The 419-nt window shown below is 66.3% G+C and carries 1 protein-coding gene; it reads left to right on the top strand.

Features of this window, described 5'->3' with window-relative positions:
* Nucleotides 1-257 precede the first annotated feature (257 nt).
* The gene (locus AC1DYG_RS20095) at nucleotides 258-407 is read left to right on the top strand and encodes a hypothetical protein (RefSeq protein WP_477641603.1); all 150 of its coding nucleotides are present in this window, start codon (nucleotides 258-260) and stop codon (nucleotides 405-407) included.
* Nucleotides 408-419 lie beyond the last annotated feature (12 nt).

Genomic DNA, 419 nt, shown 5'->3' with positions numbered 1-419 from the left:
CCACTATACGGACGTCCAACTATCCGGGGGTGCCCGGGCGGCGGGTTCGGTGGGCGCCGTCGCCGGTCGGTGTTCGACACTCTCCGAGTCGTGCACATCTGCCGAGAATCGGCCGTCGGGCATTTCCCGGCCCCGGTCTGTTGCATTCGGCAGGTGGGAGGACGAGCGTGGACAGTGCTCCACTCTTGCGGAGCAACCCGTCGAGGTCGTTCCGCATCTGTCCCGACGGTATCTCTGGAGGAATCATGCTGGGACTCGTGATCGGACTCGGCGGTGCCGCGGTCGGCATCGGACTCGGGCTTGCCGGCGCGGCGGTTGGTGTCGGAATCGGACTGCTCGGTGCCGGCGTCGGAATCCTGCTCAGTGACGTGAAGGCCAAGCATCACATTCGCCCGCTCGAACCCTGACCGGGTACGTGG

This window comes from Pedococcus sp. P1_H8, assembly GCF_056405175.1.
This window is presented reverse-complemented; position numbering and strand designations above follow the sequence as displayed.